This is a genomic window from Bacillus cereus group sp. BfR-BA-01355 (assembly GCF_022663675.1).
Lineage (GTDB): Bacteria > Bacillota > Bacilli > Bacillales > Bacillaceae_G > Bacillus_A > Bacillus_A thuringiensis_S.
On sequence record NZ_JAKUFY010000038.1, the window covers coordinates 14,003 to 30,412 of the forward strand.

Consider the following 16,410-nt stretch of genomic DNA (forward strand, 5'->3'; position numbering starts at 1 on the left):
TAATGAACTTCTTTCGAATAAATTTCACTTTATTAGTATCGTGTATTTAGCTGAATAATGATTAACCGGACTATTTAGTATCTACTAAATAAAAAACAGGACCTGATATGCATCTATCAGGTCCTGTTTCACATAGACATTATACATGGATATTTTCCACACATTATCAATGTTTGTAATGTAGTTAGCCTTGTGGGTCAGCTATAAAATCAGATATTATTTTTTCAATATCGAAAGGAGTAATCCCTTTATCCAAAGAGAAAATAGTTTCTGCTTCTTCGATGTCTTGAACGAGTTCACCTCTAGCTTCAATATGTAATCGGAACAAGTCATATAAATTCGGTTTAACTAAATTAGTTAAAGCCTTTCCAACTAGTATCATACCTTTTTGATTAGCCTCGATGGTATTATCATAAGTTAGATCTCTTGTAAGAGATAAATCTGTCCAAATCAATTTTCGTTCCTTTAAGTCTAAGATAACTGGAATAGAGATTTGGGTGTCGGCAGTAATATCCACTTTATCTTGAACAGTAGAAGGTTCAAATATTTCACCTGAACCAGGATATTGACGAACCATCCAACCAGTAAAGCATTCTGGTAAATCTTTATATGGTTGGTCTGTGTAAGAAAGCGAAGTCATGACTACATAGCGTCCACCATATTTCAGCACAGACGGAATATCGAAATCAATGAATTCAGATGCCCCCTTTGGTGCAGAAGTAATGTCTCCGCTATGGTAGGCTTTGAAATTTTTTGAACGTAAGTTCGTGAAGGATACATGTTCTTTGTATTGCCAATCTTCGTCGTATATTGCAGCAGACAAATCAATGTCAACGCGTCCTGTATGTTGTCCATTCACATAGCCTTCTTTCCACCATAGGAAAAAACGAATCGTATCTCCTTCTGGCAAATCTACTTTACTTCCTCGAGATAATGTGCGAAGCGCTTTGCTGGCTGAACGTTGAGAGAAGGGAACTAAGTGATTTTTTAACTGTTCATCCAAAAATACTTTTCCGAGACTTGGAAGTTTTGCGAAGCGATTTTTTAAAGTATCTTCACACATTTTTACAATCATTAAACAAATATCCTCTGAGATAAATGGAAGTGTATTTTCAATACCTATAGCTTTTGCTACATTTCCCTTTGGAAAAAAGGTACGAAATTCATTTTTATCATTTCGATGCTTAAAATGAGCTGTGAGTTGAAGTAATACAGGAGTAGAAACGTCTCCTATTATACTTAGAAACTCTTCGAGAATATGGAAAACATCTGTTGACTTATCACTACATAAACGGATTAAATGATCCAAGCGTCTGGCAAATTCCCCAGGGCGAGTTTTTAAAAGATTTTTCGCTGTCATGATATCACGATTCAACAAAGCTGCTTCTATTTTTCCATTAAATGTTTCAACTTTAATGTTGTTGCGAAGAATCTCAAATGCTCGGTGGGTTTTTGGGAAACGAGTATGATATTCTGCTGGATGAAGAATTTCACCTAGACGAATCCAACGTTTTTTGTATCGAAGCATATCTTCAGTAATGTTTCCGCATTGCTCTAACAATCCTAAAAGGAAGCGTCTTTCTGCTCGGTTAAACTTCTTGAATCGAACGGAAGATGCTAAACTCACATCGCCTTCAGATAAAGCAACTGCAAGGCGAAGAACATCAGTTGCTGTTTTAAAATACTTTGCAGCAGCATCGGCTGATATTTTTCTGTTTATTAATAAAACTCCAATTATAAAAGACATATTTTCCTTATGAGGAATTACATTAGGTAGAAAACAGGAAACATCTTCAGTGTGTGTAATAGCCCATTCTACATCTGTCTTATCAGTTGAGGAAATAGAGCTGTTTGCACTAATCAATTGAGAAATCATTTGATTGAAATCTTCTTCACTTCCTAAGTTAATAACTTTCAAATCAACGCTATCTAAAAGAGGAAGTCGTTCTTCTACTTTTGATACAGGTAGGCGCAACGTCACATAATGAATAATAGCATTAATGTATAAATCAGCGTCACTTAAATCCATCATTTGTTGCGGAAAGTTTGGATACATAGGAGTAAACTGAATATGTGCACCAACCATTTCTTTTAAATGTTTTACCAACTCTTTGTAAAACGATGTGAATGTATCAACCGAAAGTGTTTGCAACTCTTCTATTAAAGGCTCGGAAAAAGTAAATCCTAAACTTTCCAAGTTTTTTAAAACAGTGGCTAAATAAATGTTCGGTAGTTTATTTTCTTCTCTTTTTATAATTACTTTCAAACTTCTTCTTATGTAAATAGAATTTTTCATGAGAACGCCAGCTATTCACTCCTTATAAAAGAGGGGAATAGTCTGACTGTCCTCCTTTCAGTGGTAGATTTTTATTTTTACATGCATAAACACACTAATTATAGAGAAATGCACTGAGGGTACATAGCTATTTTTTAGTGGAAAATTAGGGGTATAACATTTAGTTGTTAAGTGGTAATTTGTTAATTAAGAAAAGAAAACCTCTACATCAATGGTTGATAAACTAAAGTTTATTCAATCCCAAAGAAGAAAGAGGTTTTATAGTCTAATTGTTTTCATAGGAAATTGACAACTCTAAAACAATTTGAAATTTCTGGAAAAGAAGGAAGAATTGTCATAGCCTATGTGTTTAGCAGGAAAGTAACATCCCTATTTCGCCAAAGAAGTTAGAAGGAAGGAACGTCATAGCCTGCTTTATTAGTATATTCTCTTGCGAAGAGCAATTCAAGTATACTGTCTGATTTTTTATATTTTTCTTAAAGGGGAATTTTCATGTTTATCCCGCATTAACGGGTAGCCCGATTGGTGAGTGGGATTAAAGTTTCACTTTATAAATAGGGAGACCATCACATGCCCTTTTTATAATACTATTACGGGAGGATTTTTATTTTTGATATATTATACCATTTATTTAATGGTATAATATGGTATTAGTTCTATGGAATGGAGTTGAATGAGTATTATAAATACAAAAGGTGAAATTAAAAAAACAAAAAGAAAAGTATTACTAACTATAATTACTATGTTAGTAATTATAATTGGGTTTGGATATTGGAAATTTTTTAGTTTGCAAGGTGTTCCAAAAGGGGAATTAATTCGAACAGTGAAATCTCCAGATGGAAAATATCTCATCAAGACTTATTTTCATAATGCAGGATCATTAAGTGCGGATGCTGTTAGGGGTGAATTAGTTAACCTTGATACAGATTCAGAGAAAAATATATATTGGAATTATCCAGATACCGATCCATATATTGAATGGGTAAATAAGAATATTGTTAGAATTGGAGATCAAACTTTAGATATTTCACAGAAAGAAACCTATGATTGGCGTGATGATGATAAGCACGTTAAAGAAATGCCTAAACAGTTTAGTAGATAAAGCAAGAAAATTTAAATTTATTTAATCTTATTCGTTTAACTATAGATAGGATTATATGAGTGAAAAAGTCCATTTAGATCTTCTAAATGGACTTTTTTAGGTTTCTAGATACGACTACTGATAAAAATGGAACAAACTTGTTACTTAAGTTGTCTATTAAGTATACGTATAAAACAGGTGTTCATGATAATTCGCTCATTTTATCCCGCTATTTACCCGTAAAAGCCCGATTGGTGAGGGCTTCTTGCATTTCACTTTATGAAAAGTGAGATGCAAGAAGAGTGATATCCGATAGACTTTTTCATTGTGTCGGTATGTATAACACCTAGAAAAACTATATATTCTTGAAAGAGGTTGAAAATGTATGATAGTCTTAAACAAGTTTTTTAACATTTTACATTACAAAAAGATGGTACCTGTAGTATTTCTTTCATGTGCAACGCTTATAGGCTGTTCCGATGGTAATACTCAATCTGAATCACTTAAACAAACGAAACAAACAAATCAAATCAAACAAGAAACTACTGGTAATGATTCTTTTGCTAAACTTGAAAAAGAATTTGATGCTAAACTTGGTATTTATGCATTGGACACTGATACGAATCAAACCGTTACGTATCAATCAGATAAACGGTTTGCATACGCATCTACCCACAAAGCTTTAGCTGTGGGAGTACTTTTACAAAAGAAATCAATAGAAGATCTAAATCAAAGAGTTTTGTATACTCGTGAAGATCTTGTTAATTACAATCCAATTACAGAAAAGTATGTTGATAGGGGGATGACTCTGAAAGAGCTTGCAGATGCTTCCCTTCGATATAGTGATAATACTGCACAAAATCTTATTCTTAAACAATTAGGTGGACCTAGCGAATTCAAAAAATCACTGAGAGAAATAGGAGATACCGTTACAAATCCTGAACGTTTTGAACCAGAGTTAAACGAAGTGCATCCAGGAGACGTACATGATACTAGTACCCCAAAGGCATTAGCTACTAGTCTTCAGGCTTTTGCGTTAGGAGATGTACTTTCAACTGAGAAACGGGATTTATTAATAGATTGGATGAAAAGGAATACTACCGGAGACAACTTAATTCGTGCTGGAGTTCCAGGAGGATGGGAAGTAGCTGATAAGACGGGCTCGGGATCTTATGGAACCAGAAATGATATCGCAATTATTTGGCCACCAAATAAAAAGCCAATTGTTCTTGCGATACTTTCTAATCATGATAAAGAGGATGCTAAATACGATGATAAGCTTATTGCAGAAGCAACCAAAATAGCGCTGGGTGTCTTAAAAGCTAAAAATAAATAATAATAGTATTAGTTATTGAAATTTTCCTGTTTTTCCGTCACAATACTGTGACGGTCTTTTTGTGTATTTTACAAAGAATCGTCTTAATTAAAGAAAAAAAGATAGAAACTATCTCTAGTAAGTTTATTAATTAAGTAACAACAAATATATGCTTTATTGTATACTTATTGCATTTAATGTGGAGGAATAATATGGAGTCAAAAATTCTTATTGTTGATGATGATAAAGAGATTAGAAATCTTATCTCTGTATATCTAGAAAATGAAGGCCTAAAAACTCAAAAGGCAGAAGATGCTATACAAGCTTTACAACTGTTAGAAGAAAAGGAATTTGATTTGGTTATTTTAGATATTATGATGCCGAATATGGATGGCATTGAAGCATGTATGAAAATTAGGGAAGATCGCAATATGCCTATCATTATGCTATCTGCAAAATCTGAGGATATAGACAAAATTCAGGGCCTAGCCTCTGGTGCAGACGATTATTTATCAAAACCGTTTAACCCATTAGAATTAATCGCTAGAGTGAAATCCCAATTAAGAAGATTTAAAAAATACAATACGTCCGTAGAACATAATAAAAGCATTCTAGAAATTGGTGACTTAACCGTAAATACAGATACACGTCAAGTATGGGTAAGAGGAAAAGAAACAAGGTTAACTCCAAAAGAGTTTGCTATTCTCGAACTACTTGCCCGCAACAAAGGGATTGTCCTGAGTGTAGCAAAAATATATGAAGCAGTTTGGAAAGAGGTTTTTTATAAATCAGACAATACCGTCATGGTGCATATTACAAAAATAAGAGACAAAATTGAAGAGGATTCTAAACATCCCATTTACATTAAAACTGTTTGGGGAATTGGGTATAAAATATGAAGAATGTTAGTTTCAGAAATAAGATCATTATAAAACTTCTTGGTGCTGTTGCAATTAGTTTTTTTATTTCATTTGGTTTAACAATCCTCATTTTGGCATACGTCATAGATCCATTATTTATAAAACACGAAGAATTTGGTATGTTTGAATTCAATGTCGCAATGTTGTTCTTATTCGCGTTCGCAATCTTTACCTTTATTATACTTTTTTTGATATTGGTTCGAAAGAAAATAGTATATTTGAAGCTTATTTCTGATAACGTGAATGATATTGCCAATGGAAAACTAGGTCTAACAATTGGGATTAAGGGGAAGGACGAATTGACCCAACTTGCTAAAAATATCAACTATATGTCTAAGGAATTGGAAAATACATTTGAACAAGAAAGACGATTAGAACGTACAAAAAATGAACTCATAACTAACGTATCTCATGACTTACGCACACCGTTGACATCTATTATTGGTTATTTAGATTTATTAAAAAGAGGGCAATACAACAATAACACACAATTACAGGAATACCTTGAAACCACTTATTCAAAGTCACAGAGACTGAAATATTTAATTGATGAGCTGTTTGAATATACTCGTTTATCAGGCATAGATGCTAAGTTAAATCTTAATGAAGTTGATTTATCAGGTCTGTTGGAGCAAATAGTTGGAGAATACATTCCTATATTTGAAAAGGAAAGTTTAATCGTTCAAAAATCAATTACACAAGAAATAATACCTATCTTCATAGATGCAGAAAAAATGGTACGTGTATATGAAAATCTGTTTATGAATGCGATAAAGTACAGCATGAAACCATCCCAATTATTCATATGTCTTGAATTAATGGATAACAAAGCAATTTTAAAAGTATCAAATAAAGTCGAGAGACCGCCTGTTAGCGATCCAAATAAATTGTTTGAAAGGTTTTTCAGGGGTGATAAGGCAAGAAAAAATGATCAAGGAAATGGACTGGGACTTGCTATCTCAAAAAGAATTGTTGAACTTCATGATGGTAATATACATGCAGAATATGAAGATGGCTGGATGTCCTTTATTGTTGAACATCCAATCAAATAGACCGGCTTATGGAATTACAGGTTCCATAAGCTTTTTTTATAAAACTTAAGAATTCTTAAGGATTTTACAGGGTGTTTCCTAATTTTCATAGTTTATCATGGGTGTATTCAAAGTGATGAGGTGAGCAAAGAAGAAAAAAGGAAAGACTTCATTGTAGCTTTAGGGTGAATGCAATATGACTATTTTATTAGTAGTAAACAAACGTAGTAGCTTATTGTAATGAAATAAAAAATGTAGGAGGATATAAATGATAAAGCCAGTTGTAGATGTAAAAAACATTCAAAAATTGTACGGTAAAAAAGGTGAGAATCAATCACATGCATTAAAAGGTGTATCATTCTCAATTCAAGAGGGGGAGTTTGTCGGTATTATGGGGCCTTCTGGTTCTGGTAAAACAACATTATTAAATGTAATTTCAACGTTAGATAAAGCGACAGGCGGCATTGTTGAAATTGCAGGAACGGATATTACGAGAATGAAGCAAGGTGAACTTTCTGATTTTCGTTCACAAAAGTTAGGGTTCATTTTCCAAGACTTTAACTTATTAGAAAATTTATCTATCTATGAAAATATCGCACTCCCACTTTCACTTCAAGGTGTTTCATCTCGTAATATTGGAAAGAAAGTAGAAAAAGTAGCTGATATGTTAGGTATTACAGCTATACTTCAAAAATATCCTTCTGAAGTATCTGGTGGACAAAAGCAACGTTCTGCAGCAGCACGTGCGTTAGTTCATGAACCAGCAATTATTTTGGGAGACGAACCGACTGGAGCTCTAGATTCTAAAAATGCAACGAGTTTACTTAATGCCATGACAAGCTTAAATAAAGAGCAAGGTGTATCCATTATGATGGTTACGCATGATCCTTATAGCGCGAGTTACTGTCAGCGTATTTTATTCATTCAAGATGGTGAGTTATATAAAGAAATTCATCGCGGTGGTACCCGTGAAGAATTCTATAAAGAAATTTTAGACGTGCTTGCAAACTTAGGCACACAAAAAGCGTAAGGAAGGAAGTTCAATCATGTTATTTAAGCTTTCTATGTCAGGCCTAAAAAGTAAGTTGCAAGATTACATTGTTTTACTTGTTGGTCTTATTGTCTCTATTTCAACTTTTTATATGTTTCAAACGCTAGCATCCAATAAAACGTTCCTTGAATCTAACTCTTCTATTAGGGATATTGTGGCTGTCTTTAAAATTGGTTCCTTTTTGTTAGCGGTTATCACATTTTTTTATATTTTATATGCAAACTCTTTCTTATCAGCTCTTCGTCAAAAAGAATTTGGTATGTATATGATGTTAGGAGCAAAAAAGCATAAAGTTACATTACTTATGTTTATCGAAACAATCGTATTAGGCGCTGCGTCTCTTGCGATTGGTATTACAGTTGGTGTAGGACTTGCAGAAGGAATCGGTCAGTTATTAATGAAACAACTCGAGTTTGCTGGTGAAGGTTATAAAGCATTTTATCTGCCATCAATAGCTATTACTTGCGTCTTCTTCTTTGCACTATTTGTATTATCTGCAATTATGAATAGTATTAAATTATCGCGTATTTCTGTACTGCAACTTGTACATGCAGATGCACAAACAGAACGTGTTGCCATAAAAGGAAAAATGACAGTTGTAATTGCATTCCTTGGTATTCTTTTATTAGGTATTGGTTATGCATCACTGATCTATATGTCATATGCAAATCCGCTAATTGCTTTGGGATTAATGGCCGTCGGATTAATCTCAGCAACCGTTGGTACTTACCTTATATTTGGATCCCTTCTTCCAGTTATGATTAACAAGCTAAAGAGTAATAAAAAACGTAGTGAAAAAGGCCTCAATGCTTTTACTTTTGCACAATTAAATTTCCGCATTAATAGTCTAACAAATGTGCTTGCAACAGTAGCAATTTTAGTGGCTCTTGGTGCTGGTGGAATTGCTTGTGGTATGGCATTTAAAAACAACATTATAAACATGACAGATCAAATGCGAATTTACGATTCAGTCATTCATAATCCAACTGCGGAAGAAAAGACAATTTTGGGTGGTATCTTATTTCAAGAAAAATTTGAATACCATTACAAAGTTGATGATAGGTATGTTTATTATCTTAAAGAAGATGTAGAAAAAAATCGTCCTTTCTTGCAAGGTATGAAAATAGAGAAAGTTTCAGAGGAAATACCAATTGGTGCATTTTCAATAAAATGGGTTAAAGGAGAGATCGACACAAAACAATGGATTCAGGCTTTCAGAACGATCCAGCCAAATTATATGTATCCTGATTATGAAATCAAAATTGTAGAACAAAACATATACGATGGGTTGAAGGGTAAAGAAAGTACTGTATTTATAGGGAAAACAGATGATTTTGGATCATACATAAAAGAATGGAAAAAACTTGATGAATTACAGATAGCAAAATATAAAAATGTGAAAGCGGAAGAATTGGATAGTAAGTATCAAAAATATATTACGAGTCATGATTTTTCCAGCGGACTAATGTTTATGGGCTTTTTCGTTGGAGTTGCATTTTTAGCAATGATGGCAAGTTGCTTAATGTTTAAAGTTCTGTCGGGAGCATCAAAAGATGTAGCACGTTATCAAATGCTTCGTAAAATTGGTGTTCGCCGAGAATTATTAACAAAATCAATCTATAAAGAGTTATTCTTCATATTCTTATTCCCAGCAATTGTGGGGATTACTCACATATTAGTTGGTATGAACATGTTTGGATCGCTTTTAATCGATCCGTACTTTCGTATTTGGTTACCACTTGTTATTTTTGTAGTAATTTACTCGATTTATTACTTGATTACAGTTCAATTATATAAAGGGATTGTACTCCCGAAAAAAGATTAATGTAATGATGTTATTTATACGAAGTATAGACATAATCGGACCTCGTTTTATTGATTATTTTGAATGGGTACAAGAAATTTAGAAATAATAGGTGGACTAGCACTACAGTCCATAAACTATTTATTTTAGATTTTAAATTAAAAATTTATCTTTTATCTAAGAAGGGGCGCGGCAACGATTACTACTTTTAGGGGCCATTGGCAAGTTTTATTTAATAGGATTAATTTGTATGAGTTTTCTTTAAAGCTTGTAATGCTATAATCTCATAAGTTAAAGTTTCACCCTGAAAATCTATTATTTATAATGAGTAGCCCGAAAGAGAAAGGATTGTTGCCGTGTCCTATCACCATCAAGCAAGGTTGATAGGTATGCGTCACTACGCCATATAGTAAAAATAAAGGCTCAAAAACGGCTTTTGTCGATTTAAAAGCTGCACGGATTTGTTTAATTTTATGAAAAAAAGTAAGAATCACCAATATAATTGGCGGTTCTTACTTTTTTTTACATACATATTATTAGCATGATAGCATTAAAAATTTTTGTACGGAGAGAGAGGTTTCTATATGCTCTATGATGAAAATATAAGTTTAACAGGACGTATTGTATCGCCTGGTGAAGCGCAATATGATTCAGCACGTCAAGCGTTCAACACATTTTTTAATAGATTCCCTTTTGTTATTGTCTTTGCACAAAATACTCAAGACGTTGTGAATGCAGTACGATGGTCGTTACATAATAACGTACCTATCCGAGTACGTTCAGGAGGGCACAATTATGAAGGCTTGTCAGTTTTAGATGGTGGTATTGTAATTGATGTCAGTGAGATAAATCAAATAAAAATAGATCCAACATCAAAAACTGTTACAGTAGGAGCTGGTTGTAAAAATCTCCATCTAGCTGAGCTTCTTGGGAAAGAGGGATTAGCTATTCCTAATGGGGTCTGTCCTAAACCAGCTATCGCAGGAATAGCGCTAGGTGGTGGGCAAGGTATTCTTTCTCGACCATTAGGACTACTACTTGATCATGTCGTAGAAATAGAAATGGTTGATGCTAACGGCTGTGTATTGCAGGTTAATGATCAGGAGCATCCTGATCTATTTTGGGCTTTACGTGGTGGAGGCGGAAGTTTCGGTATTTGTACATCTTTTCGCTTTCGTACTCAGGAAATTAAGACTGTTGGTTTTGTTGAAGTTAGTTGGAGGCATCAAGATTTAAAAGCCGTTATACAGGAATGGCAAAAGTATACTCTACCTACTTCTGATAAACGCTTTACTCCTACATTATTATTGTCTTCAGAAAAGACAGCTCCTGTGTTGATGCATGGGATTTTTCATGGATCAGTTACAGACTTACAGAAATTGATACAACCACTTCTCAAAATTGGATCACCTATAAAGGTAGACATAAAAGAACTCTCTTATTTAGAAGCTATAACGTTAATATCCAATCATCAGCCTACAACTCCTTTTCCATTTAAAAGCGTAGCACCTTTTATGGATTCTTTATTACCTGAAGAAGGTATTGCTACGATTCAACATTTTATGAGTCAATCTCCACCTAATTCTACTGTTTCTATATTTTTTCAGGGCTTAGGGGGGACTGTTTCTGCAGTACCCGAGGAAGCAACTGCTTATTTTTATCGAAAAGCTCTAATGAATATGGTGTTATTTTCCACTTGGGACAAACCTGAGGGAGCTGCACAAGGGATTCGTTGGGTAGAAGCTTTTCGTCACGCGTTAATTCCTTTTACGAAAGGTGTCTATGTTAACACACCTGACCTCTCAATGAAAGATTGGTCGGATTTATATTATGGTGAAAACTTTAAACGATTGACTCAAGTGAAAGCTAAATACGATCCAGAAGATATTTTCAATTTTCCACAAAGCATTCCACCTGTTTATAAAAAATAGAAATCCTTTGCCGACCTTAAATTTTGCAATTTATAAAGAATGATAGATAATCCTTTTTGGAAATAACAATTAAAAGAGAGAGATAACATTGATTATTGACTGTATCAAAAGTTAAATCACTTCTTTACAGAAGGAGAAGGAGAATTAAGTCAATCGGATGAATAGTATAGTCCTGCTAATATCCCAGAGTATGTTATAAATGATATTGCCACTTGGGTGCAAGGAAGAGTGAAATGAAATTAGCAACTATATTTTTAAATGACTATTTTCAGAGACAACAAGTGAATTAGGGGGGACTGGTTTAGAGGAATCCCCACATGAAAAGACCTGAAACTGTCTTCCGTATAGCGATAATAAAGATGTTTAATTTCTAATATAGAAAACAATAGCGTTGCTACATTCAATATGTAGTAACGCTATTTAAATTTTTTAAAACAGGGTTAAATTTTTCAAAAAAATTACCTATCAAAAATAATATTCAACTAAATTCATAAGTTTATCCCGCATTAACGGACAGTGAGACCCCCACCTCAAAATTCAGCGAGAGCAAAGAAGTGAGGTGGGGCGGGCTGCCCGTAAAAGCCCGATTGGTGAGGGCTGATAATCAGTGGGGGATGAACAAAACTCCCACTGATTAAAGTTTCACTTTATCCTTTACTGTATCTTGTAACTACATTTTACCTTGCTGTAGAGAAACAAAAAACATTTTTCTTATTCAATAATTCCAATTTCTAGAGCCTTTTGAACAGCTTCTTCTTTGTTGCGGACTCCTAGCTTTGTATAAGCTGTGGAAGCATAATTTCTGACCGTACCATTCGATAAATATAACCTTGATGCTATGGTAGTGTATCGAAGTCCCTTTGCCACTAGCTGCAATATTTCTATCTCCCTAGCTGTTAGCTCATAAGCGGTTGCTTTTGATTGTGGTGTCTCTTTTTGCTCATCAAACTTCTCAAATATTTTGTGAGACATTCCCTGATCAATCAGTGTCCCACCTTTGTGAATAAGTCGGATCGTATTAGCTAGCTCCAATGTTTCAATAGATTTGAGTAAAAAACCATCCGCACCGTTGCGAAGGGATTCCAACGCCTGTTCGGTATCCTGAAAAGTTGTGAAAATCAATACGCGGATATGTGGCCATTGTTGCTTGATTTTTTTGGTTGCTTCGACTCCATCCATGTGCTGCATATCTAAATCCATAAGTATAACATGGGGTTGAAGGCGCCCACACAAATCGATGGCTTCATTGCCATCCTCAGCTAAACCGACTACATTTAAATCTTCATATCTATCGAGTAGTGTCCTCAAACTTTCCCGAACAAATGGTTGATCGTCTACAATTAACAAACGAATAAGTCCATCTTTTATTTCAGTTTGTCGCGGTATGGTACATGTAACAAGCATTCCTTCCTCTGGCTTTGTATATACAGACAATTGACCTTGCAAGTTCATTGCCCGTTCTTTCATCGCATTCATACCAAAGCCTTCCTGCCATTCTACATTTCCTTTTCCATTATCTTGAACTTCTAACCTCGTATATTGTTCGTCAAACTGCAATGAAACTATAATTTCAGTCCCCTGACCATGACGTACTGCATTCGTAAGGGACTCTTGTAAGCAACGAATGAATGCGATCTTCGCTTGCCGAGACAGCTGATATTCCTCTCCGAATGTCCTAAAACTTACATTTACCTGAGCGTGCTCCTGAAATTCGGCTCCAAGATTTTGTAGAGATTGAATTAAGGAAGGCGATTGACATGAAGAATCCATTTGATGTAGGTAACCTCTCACGTCCTCGATACTTTTCCGTCCCATTTCAAGCAGAGAGTCTAGCCTCTGTATACCCATTTCAGTAGAAAGTTCGGTACGCAACGTTTCCATCCCCATAATAATAGAAGTATAAGCATGACCAACTGTATCATGAAGCTCACTCGACAGTCTGTTCCGTTCTTCCGCCAGTGTGATGCGTTCAATCTGAGACATATATTGCTCAAGTACCGCGTTTTGTTTACGAATTGATTCATTTTGTTTATGATTGACGATTAATAAATGAAAAGCGAAGCCCATTACATAAGCAAGTCCATAGTAGGTAACCAAAATCCAATAGCTATTACTTGGCGCAACCGCATAGAGAATTCCAGTTGTTATAAAAACTGTTGTTGGAGCTGTCCAATAATAGGACAAATGCTTACTATTCGCAGCAATTAGAAAAGCCGATATCAGAAATGTAACGTTAGCTTCCGGAAATAAAGAGGTTAAATATATACACAGTCCACCATATAGCAGTATTTCTGTGAACAAGTAATATTTGTAATTGAACAGTAAGGCTACCCATGGAATCGAGAAGGCAACAACCTCCCAAAAAATAACAATCCAAAGTGGCAATGTTAAACTATCCTGAAAATCTAATGTGGTTATGGCGATAGAGACACTAACAAGTATACGGACTCCTAACATAATCCAATCGTACCAAAACCAATACTTAACCATATCTAACAAGTCATTTACCCCCTAAATAGCCTACCTTTTTACTTCCTATAGTATAAATTAATCCTTCATGCCTTATTATACTTTTTAATTTAAAACTGCGATACTACTCACAGACTGCAAACTTCTATTGATTTAGTTGCTGAATCATACTACGTGTATAGCCCCCAATTTTCTGTGTCAAACCTTCTACTATTCTAATACTTATGGCGGTAAATACTATACCCATAAACATTACAAAGAGTGACTTGGCAAACGTATCTATCTGTATGAATATAATATTCATATCGATGTATCGATACAGTAGTGGTGCCAACAGGAACATAAGTGGCATTACATAAAAAATGATTGCACTAATAAGACTGAAAATGCCAATCACAAATTTCTGCATTAACCAATAGACAGCAGACCAAGTACAACGATCTGTAAGCACTAATTTCACCTGAGCCCAGTTCGATGTATCCATTGTTATATTTCTATCGTAAGAGTCTGTTGAAATATCTGTATAAATTTTCGTCTGTATGCGCTCGAATTGGATAAAGTGTGTGGTAGTCTGTAGTACGCGCATAATTAATGGAATCCCAACAACAGTAAATGAAAGGGTGAAACTAAATAGCAGAGCTATTAGATAAAAACAAAAATAAAACAATCCTGTAACGAAAGTTAGCAATAAAAAATAACCATTCTGGATGAATTTTGATTTCATAAAGTTCATCGCTCCTATCTATGTAATAACCGAATCATACTGCTTTTTTTGTCATTCTCACTAGTGTAAAAGTGTCATATGACATTTCTAAATGATGCTAAAAAGGGGAGAGCAGCCTACTGCTGGTTAAAAAGATGCTTATATCCCGCTATTTGCCGGGCAGTAAGACCCCCACCTCAAAATTCAGGTGGAAGCAAAGAAGTTAGGTGGGGGTCGGGCTGTCCGTAAAAGCCCGATTGGTGAGGGCTGATAATCAGTTGGGATGAACAAAACCCCTACTGAATAAAGTTTCATTTTATTAATCCTCCACAAAACAATCCCGTTTTTGCATTTGCAAGAACGGGATTGTTTTGTACTTTTATTTAATATGAGATGGACTTGTTTTTCGAATGTGAAAAATAATATCAAATTGCTCAAGCAATGATTTATCAAAGTATGTCGATTCGTTTGGGAATATTTGTCCCCCTATACTTAGTAATGGTCTTTTGGCTTTAACCCATTTCTCTGCTTGTCCTTTAAGGTGACGGTTATCCAATAAAAACATGTTATATGGTACTTTTCCGAGGGTATAGTTAAAACTATTTACATTTTGTGGAATCGCACGCGTTGTAATCTTACCTCCAGTAGAAGGATCATATTCGCTGTATAAGGTGAAATTCCCCTTCGTAGTTGTACTACCAATTGTGACATAATTATTGTCTAAACGTTCCTTCAAAAATTGCCCCGCAACATAAGGGTATAATTTCTCATCGATAATTCCTTTAGCAATATGAATATTGTGTCCCCATACCATCGTTTTACCACCAAATGTTTCTTGTGCCCACATTGCATGATCGGCCAAGTATTGCTCATGTAGCTTTAACATACTTGGATAGTCGTTAGGAATTAGCATTGTGGTAAATTTCTCTATTGCACTTGCCGTTGCTTTCGCCCAGATGTACTCGGGTGAAACTATTTCTGTGTTGGCTTGTTTATTCTCATCTTTTAGTAATCGAGCTACTCTCTCAGCGTTTGCTTTGAACTTTTCTTTTATTTCAGGAGCAAGGTCCATATATTCCTGTGTACTTCCATTAAAAGCCGACAATTCTTTATAATTTTCTTCTACTTCTGCCAGCAAATTTGGTCGATGCAGCTTTACATAATCAATTACTTTATTAAAGCAACCTTGGTCCAATTCCTTTAAGTCGAGCCCGATAAATTGGATCTTGTTTTTATTGGATGGATCGGCATTATAATCTTTCATCCACTCAATCATGGCTATAATTTCATCAGTAGGATATAACAAGTTTAAAAACTCCCTAGGGTTTCCTTTTCCTGTTTGGATATATTCATTTAGCTTTAAGCCGTTTCCCCAATCTTCTTCCATTGCGAAATTTGTAAAACCCATCTCAGTAACCAAATATTTCACAAGGCGAAATTTCATAGTGAAAATTTCAGAGCTTCCATGAGTATTCTCTCCTAATCCCACATATTGCGCGCTCCCAATCATTTTCTTAAGTGGTTTTAAATCCTCAAATGATTTTGACGGCTCTATCGTTTTTAATGGGTAAGCCTGTGATTGTATGGATTTAACTATATTTTTTTGTATTGATTGACCTGAATTTTCGACTGCTACTGTTTGAGCCTTTCCTACTTCTACACATCCTGTGACTAATAAAGCTGTACTAACCATTGCAATTATGCTTTTCTTATTCATTTTTTCCACCTCAATTGAATTATTTGTAAAGCAAGATTGATTCATTGTACTTGAACGAATCAATTGCCTTAATTCAATTGTTATCTATTCCA

The 16,410-nt window shown here is 34.6% G+C and carries 11 protein-coding genes and 1 pseudogene; 8 read left to right on the top strand and 4 right to left on the bottom strand.

Going from position 1 to position 16,410, the window contains the following annotated elements:
- Nucleotides 1-184: 184 nt before the first annotated feature.
- On the bottom strand, nucleotides 185-2,296 hold the full coding sequence (locus tag MR167_RS14830) for a TerD family protein (RefSeq protein WP_242314904.1): 2,112 nt from the start codon (nucleotides 2,294-2,296) through the stop codon (nucleotides 185-187).
- 673 nt (nucleotides 2,297-2,969) lie between these two features.
- Between MR167_RS14830 and MR167_RS14835 the strand changes: the two genes are divergently transcribed.
- The 8 genes and pseudogenes from MR167_RS14835 to MR167_RS14870 all read left to right on the top strand — a co-directional run.
- Nucleotides 2,970-3,398: a DUF5412 domain-containing protein gene (locus tag MR167_RS14835; RefSeq protein WP_000022536.1), complete on the top strand. Its 429-nt coding sequence runs from the start codon at nucleotides 2,970-2,972 to the stop codon at nucleotides 3,396-3,398.
- Nucleotides 3,399-3,762: 364 nt separating this feature from the next.
- Nucleotides 3,763-4,713 carry a class A beta-lactamase gene (bla, locus tag MR167_RS14840; protein WP_000636466.1) on the top strand — a complete coding sequence of 317 codons (951 nt, stop codon included), beginning with the start codon at nucleotides 3,763-3,765 and terminating at the stop codon, nucleotides 4,711-4,713.
- Between the two features lie 191 nt (nucleotides 4,714-4,904).
- Nucleotides 4,905-5,591 carry a response regulator transcription factor gene (locus MR167_RS14845; protein ID WP_000444082.1) on the top strand — a complete coding sequence of 229 codons (687 nt, stop codon included), beginning with the start codon at nucleotides 4,905-4,907 and terminating at the stop codon, nucleotides 5,589-5,591.
- The gene (locus tag MR167_RS14850; RefSeq protein ID WP_106082053.1) at nucleotides 5,588-6,664 is read left to right on the top strand and encodes a sensor histidine kinase; all 1,077 of its coding nucleotides are present in this window, start codon (nucleotides 5,588-5,590) and stop codon (nucleotides 6,662-6,664) included. Before MR167_RS14845 ends, MR167_RS14850 begins: the two co-directional genes overlap by 4 nt.
- Nucleotides 6,665-6,911: 247 nt before the next feature.
- Entirely contained in the window at nucleotides 6,912-7,673 is a 762-nt protein-coding gene (locus tag MR167_RS14855) for an ABC transporter ATP-binding protein (RefSeq protein ID WP_000595165.1), read from the top strand.
- Nucleotides 7,674-7,689: 16 nt separating this feature from the next.
- Nucleotides 7,690-9,519: an FtsX-like permease family protein gene (locus tag MR167_RS14860; protein WP_242314905.1), complete on the top strand. Its 1,830-nt coding sequence runs from the start codon at nucleotides 7,690-7,692 to the stop codon at nucleotides 9,517-9,519.
- 563 nt (nucleotides 9,520-10,082) lie between these two features.
- The gene (locus tag MR167_RS14865; RefSeq protein ID WP_000964999.1) at nucleotides 10,083-11,429 is read left to right on the top strand and encodes an FAD-binding oxidoreductase; all 1,347 of its coding nucleotides are present in this window, start codon (nucleotides 10,083-10,085) and stop codon (nucleotides 11,427-11,429) included.
- A 42-nt stretch (nucleotides 11,430-11,471) separates the two neighbouring features.
- Nucleotides 11,472-11,666, top strand: a pseudogene (locus tag MR167_RS14870) (alpha/beta hydrolase); the annotation flags it as partial.
- Between the two features lie 474 nt (nucleotides 11,667-12,140).
- Here the strand turns inward: MR167_RS14870 and MR167_RS14875 are convergent.
- From MR167_RS14875 to MR167_RS14885, 3 genes are all read right to left on the bottom strand, one after another.
- A complete protein-coding gene (locus MR167_RS14875; RefSeq protein ID WP_000886420.1) occupies nucleotides 12,141-13,928 on the bottom strand; it encodes a helix-turn-helix transcriptional regulator in 1,788 nt (595 codons plus the stop codon).
- Between the two features lie 115 nt (nucleotides 13,929-14,043).
- Complete coding sequence (locus MR167_RS14880; RefSeq protein WP_000836848.1) at nucleotides 14,044-14,622, bottom strand: sensor domain-containing protein; 579 nt, start codon at nucleotides 14,620-14,622, stop codon at nucleotides 14,044-14,046.
- Nucleotides 14,623-14,980: 358 nt separating this feature from the next.
- Nucleotides 14,981-16,318 (bottom strand): erythromycin esterase family protein, encoded by a 1,338-nt coding sequence (locus MR167_RS14885; RefSeq protein WP_001036324.1) that lies wholly within the window; start codon nucleotides 16,316-16,318, stop codon nucleotides 14,981-14,983.
- Nucleotides 16,319-16,410: the final 92 nt, after the last annotated feature.

What these genes read in the sequence shown, in the direction of transcription:
- MR167_RS14830 (WP_242314904.1), bottom strand. Translation starts at nt 2,296, where the DNA reads ATGAAAAATTCTATTTACATAAGAAGAAGTTTGAAAGTAATTATAAAA.
- bla (WP_000636466.1), top strand. Translation starts at nt 3,763, where the DNA reads ATGATAGTCTTAAACAAGTTTTTTAACATTTTACATTACAAAAAGATG.
- MR167_RS14865 (WP_000964999.1), top strand. Translation starts at nt 10,083, where the DNA reads ATGCTCTATGATGAAAATATAAGTTTAACAGGACGTATTGTATCGCCT.
- MR167_RS14845 (WP_000444082.1), top strand. Translation starts at nt 4,905, where the DNA reads ATGGAGTCAAAAATTCTTATTGTTGATGATGATAAAGAGATTAGAAAT.
- MR167_RS14855 (WP_000595165.1), top strand. Translation starts at nt 6,912, where the DNA reads ATGATAAAGCCAGTTGTAGATGTAAAAAACATTCAAAAATTGTACGGT.
- MR167_RS14850 (WP_106082053.1), top strand. Translation starts at nt 5,588, where the DNA reads ATGAAGAATGTTAGTTTCAGAAATAAGATCATTATAAAACTTCTTGGT.
- MR167_RS14885 (WP_001036324.1), bottom strand. Translation starts at nt 16,318, where the DNA reads ATGAATAAGAAAAGCATAATTGCAATGGTTAGTACAGCTTTATTAGTC.
- MR167_RS14835 (WP_000022536.1), top strand. Translation starts at nt 2,970, where the DNA reads ATGAGTATTATAAATACAAAAGGTGAAATTAAAAAAACAAAAAGAAAA.
- MR167_RS14860 (WP_242314905.1), top strand. Translation starts at nt 7,690, where the DNA reads ATGTTATTTAAGCTTTCTATGTCAGGCCTAAAAAGTAAGTTGCAAGAT.
- MR167_RS14880 (WP_000836848.1), bottom strand. Translation starts at nt 14,622, where the DNA reads ATGAAATCAAAATTCATCCAGAATGGTTATTTTTTATTGCTAACTTTC.